4 protein-coding genes are annotated in these 7,379 nt (G+C 59.2%); 1 reads left to right on the top strand and 3 read right to left on the bottom strand.

From position 1 onward, the window contains the following. Positions 1-169: 169 nt before the first annotated feature. Positions 170-3,268: a hypothetical protein gene (locus FJ398_10215; GenBank protein MBM3838322.1), complete on the bottom strand. Its 3,099-nt coding sequence runs from the start codon at positions 3,266-3,268 to the stop codon at positions 170-172. Positions 3,269-3,634: 366 nt separating this feature from the next. On the opposite strand from FJ398_10215, the gene FJ398_10220 reads away from it, so the two are divergent. After that, positions 3,635-4,105 (top strand): hypothetical protein, encoded by a 471-nt coding sequence (locus tag FJ398_10220; protein MBM3838323.1) that lies wholly within the window; start codon positions 3,635-3,637, stop codon positions 4,103-4,105. Here FJ398_10220 and FJ398_10225 read toward each other — a convergent pair. After that, the gene (locus FJ398_10225) at positions 3,908-5,128 is read right to left on the bottom strand and encodes a hypothetical protein (GenBank protein MBM3838324.1); all 1,221 of its coding nucleotides are present in this window, start codon (positions 5,126-5,128) and stop codon (positions 3,908-3,910) included. The genes FJ398_10220 and FJ398_10225 overlap by 198 nt on opposite strands. Before the next feature lie 757 nt (positions 5,129-5,885). Further along, positions 5,886-7,106: a hypothetical protein gene (locus FJ398_10230; GenBank protein ID MBM3838325.1), complete on the bottom strand. Its 1,221-nt coding sequence runs from the start codon at positions 7,104-7,106 to the stop codon at positions 5,886-5,888. Positions 7,107-7,379: the final 273 nt, after the last annotated feature.

A 7,379-nucleotide genomic window follows, 5' to 3' on the forward strand; every position in this document is an offset into this window, starting at 1 on the left:
GACAAGTTCCAGGGCTCTGGAACTCGCCGACGCGCCGCCGATTGCAAATCGGCGATACGGCAGAGTGCAACTCTGCGCTAGAGCGGAAGGCCCGCTAAACCGGGATGGACTCACCCTACCGGGTTCATGGGCCATATCTGGAATTCGACCTTGCAGGAGGCGGGCGAGTTCAATTCGCTTCTTTTTCGAGGGCATTGAAATAGTTCTCCAGCGCTTCACGGAATTCCGTGGGCAGATTCTCCATGAGACTGCTCGTCTTGTTCACGCCTCGGGCATCCGGACTCTTGCCTTGCGCATCGCCTTGGAGCGGGCCGGCCGGTTGCTGCGTGTTGCCCCCCATCGTGCTGCGGCCTGGATTGCGGCTCATGCTCATGCCGGTGGTCTGGCGGCTTTCCGGGGACATCATTTGCAGCAGGAACGCCATCTCCTCACTGGCGTTGCTCTGCGAACTTCCGCCGCGTTGGATTTGTTCGTTGATCAAATTGATGACGTCGGAAAGCGTCTCGACCGTTTTGGTCTCCGATTGCACCGTCAAGGCGTCCGTCTGAGGCACTCCCAGCAGCGCTTCCGCGCCTTGCATCGCATCGAAGATCTCGCTGAGCGGCTCCTCCAGCGGGGGGAACGGATTCTCCAGTTGCATTTGCGTGAGCTTCTTCAGGAGCTGGCGTTGTCCGGCGTACAGCGCCTGGGCGCCGTCCTGATATACCGCCGTGTCCTCCTTCCGGGTTTCAAGCAGTTCGGTCCGCTCGCGGAGGTTGATCTCGCTTTCCCGCATCCGGAGCAAACTCAAGAGCTGCTGAATCAGAAAATTCGCCAGGTCGTTCGCCTGCCCGCCGCCGCCGCCGCCCGCCCCGCCGGCGGAACTGCTCTTGGGTTCGAGCAATTCGGCCCAGGCGTTGAACTGGCTGGACCAGCGGCCAAGCTGCTGAATCGCTTCCATGGAAATGTTCTCGGCGATCAACCCGCGGACTTTGTCCAGCTCATCGGTCGTTTTGGCTTCGGTCATTTCTTTGCTGACCTGGCCGTAATTCGGCTCCCGGGTGCGCTCGAAAAACCGGCTGATCTCGCCCTGCAGCGTTTTCGTCTCTTCCTCCGCGCGCGATTGGAACGTGGCGAGATTCGTGTTCGCGCGCTGATACGGCGCGGGAAGATCTTTCGGCAACAGTCCGATCGTGACCGTGAGATTCTTGTGCAAGCGGCTTTCGATTTCCTTCTGTTCCGTGCCCAGCTTGCGGAGCCGCTGCGCCAGTGTCATGGCTTGAAGGTCGTCGAGTTTCTTATTGACCATTTGCTGCATTTTCTGGAGCGCCTCCAGGATTTCCTCTTCTTTTTCCAGCGCTTTGGCGAGGTTCTCCTCCCGCGATTTTGGATTTTGCTGGGCGGCCTTCATGGACTCCGCCGCCTGCGGCATCTTGTCCTGCGTCAGGCCCTGCATTTGTTGGACGGTGTCCGCCCACTCGCGCAGGGTTTGTTCCGGAAGGAGCGGATTGCGGAAGGCTTCCTGCAACATCTGGGTTCCCTCCCGGGAAAGCTGTTCCAGGTTGGCTTTGTTTTGCGCCTGGTCCTCCAGCGTGTCCGCAATTTGATCCGACGCTTTGTCCTCGGCGAGCTTGTCTTTGGGCAGATCCTTCAGCTCGCGGGTTTCATCGACGATCTTTTCTTCCAGGCGCGTGACTTCTTCGAGCCGTCCGAGCAGGGACTCGAATTTTTGCCGCACCATCTCGGCGTGCTGTTCGTTGCCCACGACATAAATCCGATAGACCGGCGATTCCGTGGGTTCGCGGTCCGGGAAAAAATCCTTCGCATACGCGCGGAGTTCAACCAGCGAGCCGGCCGGGATCTTCAGCAAGGCCGGATTGAATTTGAACGCGCGCTCCAGCTTCTTTTCCTGCGCGGAAGCTGCTACATATTTGAACGGTGTGGCGGAAGGGCTGTTGGTCGGTTGCCAATCTGAAATCAGGTTCCAAGTCAACCCAAGTTCCCGCACCCCGTAATCGTCCTGCGCGACCGCTTTCAACGGGACCACCTCCGTTTCCAGCACCGCCACTTCCCGATTCATTTCCGGCAACTCCGGCAATGGCGGTAAATCTTTTTGGCTTTGCACGGAGAGCCGCCACGGCGCCGCGGTCTCCAAGCCCAGTTCATCCTGCCAGGTGAACGAACAGTGGAACGCGCCGTCGAGGTTCACGGGCTGGCTCGCAAACGCGTCGCCTTGCACGGCGAGACGCTGCGGATCGCTGCTTTCCACGGCCAGCTCCGCGCTTTGGAGGCCGCGCGTGATTTTGCCCTGAAAAGAAACCTGGCTCCCTTCGAGGACGGTGAGCGAACCGCTGCGGATGTTCTCGGTCAGCGCTGGATACTTCAGGTAGGCGGGGAGATCGATGCGCGCGATCAGATCTTTCAAGGACGGCCGATGCGTCGGCTCGACCGGCACTTCGCGCCGCGCGTCGCCAACCCGGACGCTCAGGCGTCCCGGCTGAACCTGGCCAGGGATTTTCAGTTGCACGCGCTCGTCTTGAACCAGCGTCTTGATCGCCGGCTGCCGCTCGTACTGGCCTTGCGCGCGGGCCGGGTGCCAGAACGACCGGTACTCGACGGCGGAAACCACCTCGAACGGCTCGCCGTGCGGCACGATTTGTTTCGCGGGCAACCCGGCGATATTCACGAGCGTGTAGCGCTCGATGGCGGCCCAGGGCGTGGCCCAACGTTGAAAGGCATTCCAACTCGCGCGCGGCACCGCCGCCGCCGGCAACAGCGCCAGCACGAATAGCCCGAGAGCCGTCGCCGCCTGAACCTTCGCGGGCCGAAGGCTGACCGCTTCTTGAAAATCGAACTTCCTCGCGTCCTCGGCGACCTGCTGAATCGCGGCCCGATACAGCGCCGGAGAAAAATGCGGCGGGCGCTCTTTTTCATCCGCCAATTCCACGATGCCGAGCAACCGATCACCCAGACGCCGGTATTTCTGCTGGACCAGAATCGAGAGCGCCTTCAAATCCCGGCGCTTGAAAACCCAGCGGAGGCTCCACCGCGCGATTCCGGCCAGCGCGATGCCCAGGCCGATCAGGCTTACTGCAATTCGCGACGCGATGGCGGTGTCCCAAATGCGATCCGAGAGGAAGAGGAGCAGATAAGAGAACCCCAGCCCGCTCAAAGCGAGGCACACAGCGACGGTCGTTTCCACCTTCCAGAGGCGCTGTTCCAACTCGGAAAACCGGCGGCGCACGTCGTCCGGCAGGCTCACGGAAATCTGGTTCTCGACATCAGCCATGTTTTGTCGCAAGTGCGCTATACCATGCCTGTTAATCGTCCTTCCGTCCAATAAATCCTCTTGGGCCGCAGTGGGAAGAGCGGGAAGGGTGAGCCTTTTCATGGTCGGCTGATACCTTGGATCCTGCTTGGTCACGGCTTGCCGGATGAACGCCGTCGGCTCTTGTGGAATCCAACACGGCATGAAGAAGGCGCGCCGATTTCGTTAGGAGTGGATTGCTTGCAATTCTGAAGGATGCTGGACTGAGATCATGATCAGAATGAATAGAGGCTGGCGCTACGCATTTTGGCTGGTCCTGGTTGTCGCTGTCGTCTGGGCCAGCTTCTGGCTCCTCGCTCCACGCGAACCGCGCTATGAGGGCAACCGATGCGTCGGTGGTTCCGCGAACTCAGGCTAGGCTGTGAAGGACAAAGCCATGAGGTTCGCAAAGCCGCCGCCCAAGCACTGGGGGACATAGGCGTCGAAGCCGCCTCGGCCAAGTCTGCCTTGAGCAAGGCCACGAGAGACGAATTCCCTTCCGTTCGCGAAGCGGCGTTCCGGGCGCTCGGACGAGTAGTCCGCGAAGAAACGCCGGCCAGAGCAAAAACAAAAAACCCCTTCCGCACAGGCGCGGAAGGGGTGTTAGCAGCGGATTCGCGCTTAGAATTTATATACGATGTTTGCCGCCAGCGTGATGGCGTTCTTGTCCGACACGCCAAATGGCCGGGCGCCGCCGAGGCCGTGGTCCCAGCGCAGTTCCGCGCGAGACAGGACGTTCGCCCAGAGCGAATAATCCACCGTGGCCGTGACCGCGAGCAACTCGTTATGAGAGCCCGCCGCCTGGCCAGCGCCGGCTGACGCATACCAGGTTCCGTCGTCGGCATTGGTGTAATCAACCCGCCCGTTCAGCTTCAGTTTTTCCGTGCACTGATAGGAGAGGTAGCCGGCCACGGCATAGGCGCGGTCGCCACCCACGCCGCCGGTCCCGAAGTCCTCACGATAATCATACGCAGCGCCAAGCGAGAGCCCTTCGATGGGCAGCGGCACCGTGGCGCCAGCGTAGTAGAGCGTGGTGTCGTGCGGTCCGCCGGCCAGCCCATCAATGGCGGCGCCATAGATCGAGGCGCCGGAAAGGAATCCAAAACTTTCCGGCAACGTGATCGTGATCGAGCCCATGTAGGTCTTCTCGGTTTCATCCGCGGCAACCCCGGCTCGCGTCGGGCGCGCATTGATCCCGGCAGTCCAGGTGTTCGCGACACATGCCGCCAGGCTCAGCCAGTCCGAAGCTTTGTAACCCGCGTGGATGCCTGTGTGTTGAGTGGGCTCCAGTTGCCACCCGTACGACCGGCTGTAGTTCGGATTGTTCGGGCCTTCGAAGACTTCATAGCCGACGACTGTGGAGAACGTGCCGATCTTGAAGTCGATCCCGTTTCCGACAGGCGCTCGCAAGGCCACGTACGCGTCCTTCACGGTGACGTCATCGCCAAGTTCCAGAGGACTGTTGTTGTAACCGACCGCGTCGGGTCCGAAGAGCAGTCCCACTTGGTAGCCAGCCGACCACTGGCCCTCATCGAGTGGCTTCTCCAACTGCAGCTTGACAACGTTGAGGTTGAAGCCGTCCATCTTGCTCGTGCCATCGAAGGCACGGCCAGGGAACGGCGCGTTGCCGCGGCCGAACTTCCAGATGGCGGAGGTATCGACGTAGCCGCTCAAGGTCGTTTGCGACAGCGCGGTCATGACTTGTTGCGCGGCTTCTTCCGCCTGGACGAGCGTGCCCAAGCTGACCAAGCCGGCACCCGCCAGGGCGAGAGTCCATGGATTCGGTTGAACCCTGGATCTGGCTTGCTTCAACGGACTATTTATTTCTGTGCATTTCTTCATGGTGTTTTTTTGGTTTGTTCTTACGTGTTGTTGGTTCTGAGCTTTTACGCGTTTAAGGTTTGTGGTTGTGACCACCGACTTACCAGCCCGGAGGAAAGGCCGGCAAAGCTAAAGCCCGGCAGCAAGGATCGCATCGTTCATGAGCGCATGAATCTGCAACCCCGGCTGCCGAGGCACGCAACACATCGCATCGTCGCACCGGAACGAGCAGTCCAGGTGCCATGCATTGATCACGGCGGTACATCATAGGGTTCCAGGCATTCTTGCGCCAAAACCGCGTCATTAAATACACCTCGCCACGATTGAAATAGCCACGGTGCGCAAATTTCAACAGCGAGTAGCTGACAAGGTAGGCGCCGCTTCGACTCGGAACGAGGCGAATTTGTAGGCGGAAGCCTGAAAGACTGCAACAACTTTGTTTGCGCCCTGAACCACGGATAACCACGGATACCACGGATAATTTTTCTCAACCACGAGTGGACACCAATGCCAATGAAGGCAAGGGTTTCACGAGATGCCGCGCCACGGCCATATCTCTCAGATTTCTAACCACGGATGAACACGGATAGACACGGATTTAAATTGCTTCCTATCCGTGTGCATCCGTGTGCATCCGTGGTTAAATTTCAAATCTGTTCGGCTAGAATTTTATGACGTGGATTTGGGTGGCGTGGTTTCGGGTTCAATCGCGCGACTTCCCCAACAAAAAACCCCTTCCGATTCTCTCGGAAGGGGTCCACTTGTATGAAGTTGTTCCTTAGAACTTGTAGATGATGTTTGCGGCCAGCGTAAACGCGTTCTTTTGGTTGCCAGCGCCTCGGCCGTAGAGTTTGTCCCCGGTCAGGCTGTGGTCCCAACGGAATTCCGCCCGGCTGATCACATTATCCCAGAGCGAGTAATCCAACGTGACCGTGTTGCTGATGATCTCGGGCTGCCGGTCGCTGCCGGCGCCTCCGAGGTTCAATCCCAGCGTGCCATCGGAGCCGGAGACGTAATCGAAGCGATCGTTAAGTTTCAGTTTCTCCGTCGCTTGATACGACACATATCCGGCGATTGCAGAGGCCCAATTGCTGTTGTTGCCCGCTGCCGGAGTCACACCGTTAACGCCGTCGAACCGGTAATCCCACGCGGCGCCGATCGACAAGCCCTCCAGCGGAGTGGGGATCGTGGCGCCGACATAGACGCTGGTGGTGTTGTTTTGAGCGCCAGCCAGTCCGTCAACGATGCCCGCATACAATGTCGAGCCGCTAAGGAAGCCCAGGCTTTGCGGCGCGGAGAGCGTCAGCCCGCCCAGGTAGGTCTTCTCGGATTCCGCCGTCAGCGAGCCGTTCGGTTTCACGACTGAGCGACCGTTGATCGCTCCCGTGTGGGTATTGGCCACGCCGCCGTAAATGCTCAACGAATCCGCAAGCTGGTAGCTGGCGAGAACTCCGGTGTGCTGTTTTGGCGACAAGATGTAGCCAAACGAACGACTGTAGTTCGGGTTCTTGCCCGAATCGAAGGTTTCGTATCCCAGAGGCGATTCGAATGCGCCAACCTTGAGGTCGATGCCGTTGCCGATGGGTGCCCGCAGTTCGACGAAGGCATTCTGGATCGCGAAGTCGTCTCCGAAGCTGCCAACGCTTCCGCCGGAAGCAAACGCGCCTTGGTAAGTGACCGAATCCGGCCCGAACAGCAGATCGACCCTGTATCCTGCGGCCCACTGGGCTTCGTCCAGGGCCTTTTCGAGGCCGAGTTTTACGACGTTGAGGTTGAATCCATCCAGTTTGCTCGCACCGTCGTAGGCGCGCGTTCCTGCTGCGGAGCCCAGGCCGCCAGTACCCAGCTTCCAGATGGCCGAGGTATCCACGTAACCACTTAGCGTTGTCTGAGAAAGAGCGGTCAGCACCTGGTGCTGCGCCTCCTCAGCCTGAACAACCGAACCGAGGCTTACCACCCCGCCGGCGGCCAAAGCTATCGTCCATTTGTTAACCTTCATTTAGTTCCTCCTGCGATGTATGTTGTTGCGTTTTAATGCGTTCTTTGAGGCAAAAACCATTTGCCTCAAGCACACCGTTGCCGGTGTAATTGGGGCGAACGATAGAAAAAAGCACCCGCCTTGGCAACAAGTTTTTTATGGCCTTGAGGTTGGATAGGTTGGATCAAATGCCACCAGCGAAGCCGAAAGCGGTAGGCCAAAATGTCGCAACACGATTCCGCCATCCGTCAACGGCGGAACAGCCAGAGCAGGAAGGTCAGCACCGCGCTCAAG

Source organism: Verrucomicrobiota bacterium, from assembly GCA_016871535.1.
GTDB lineage: Bacteria > Verrucomicrobiota > Verrucomicrobiia > Limisphaerales > SIBE01 > VHCZ01.

Coding starts and splice junctions, on each gene's coding strand:
- FJ398_10215 (MBM3838322.1), bottom strand. CDS start 3,268: ATGGCTGATGTCGAGAACCAGATTTCCGTGAGCCTGCCGGACGACGTG.
- FJ398_10220 (MBM3838323.1), top strand. CDS start 3,635: ATGCGTCGGTGGTTCCGCGAACTCAGGCTAGGCTGTGAAGGACAAAGC.
- FJ398_10225 (MBM3838324.1), bottom strand. CDS start 5,128: ATGAAGAAATGCACAGAAATAAATAGTCCGTTGAAGCAAGCCAGATCC.
- FJ398_10230 (MBM3838325.1), bottom strand. CDS start 7,106: ATGAAGGTTAACAAATGGACGATAGCTTTGGCCGCCGGCGGGGTGGTA.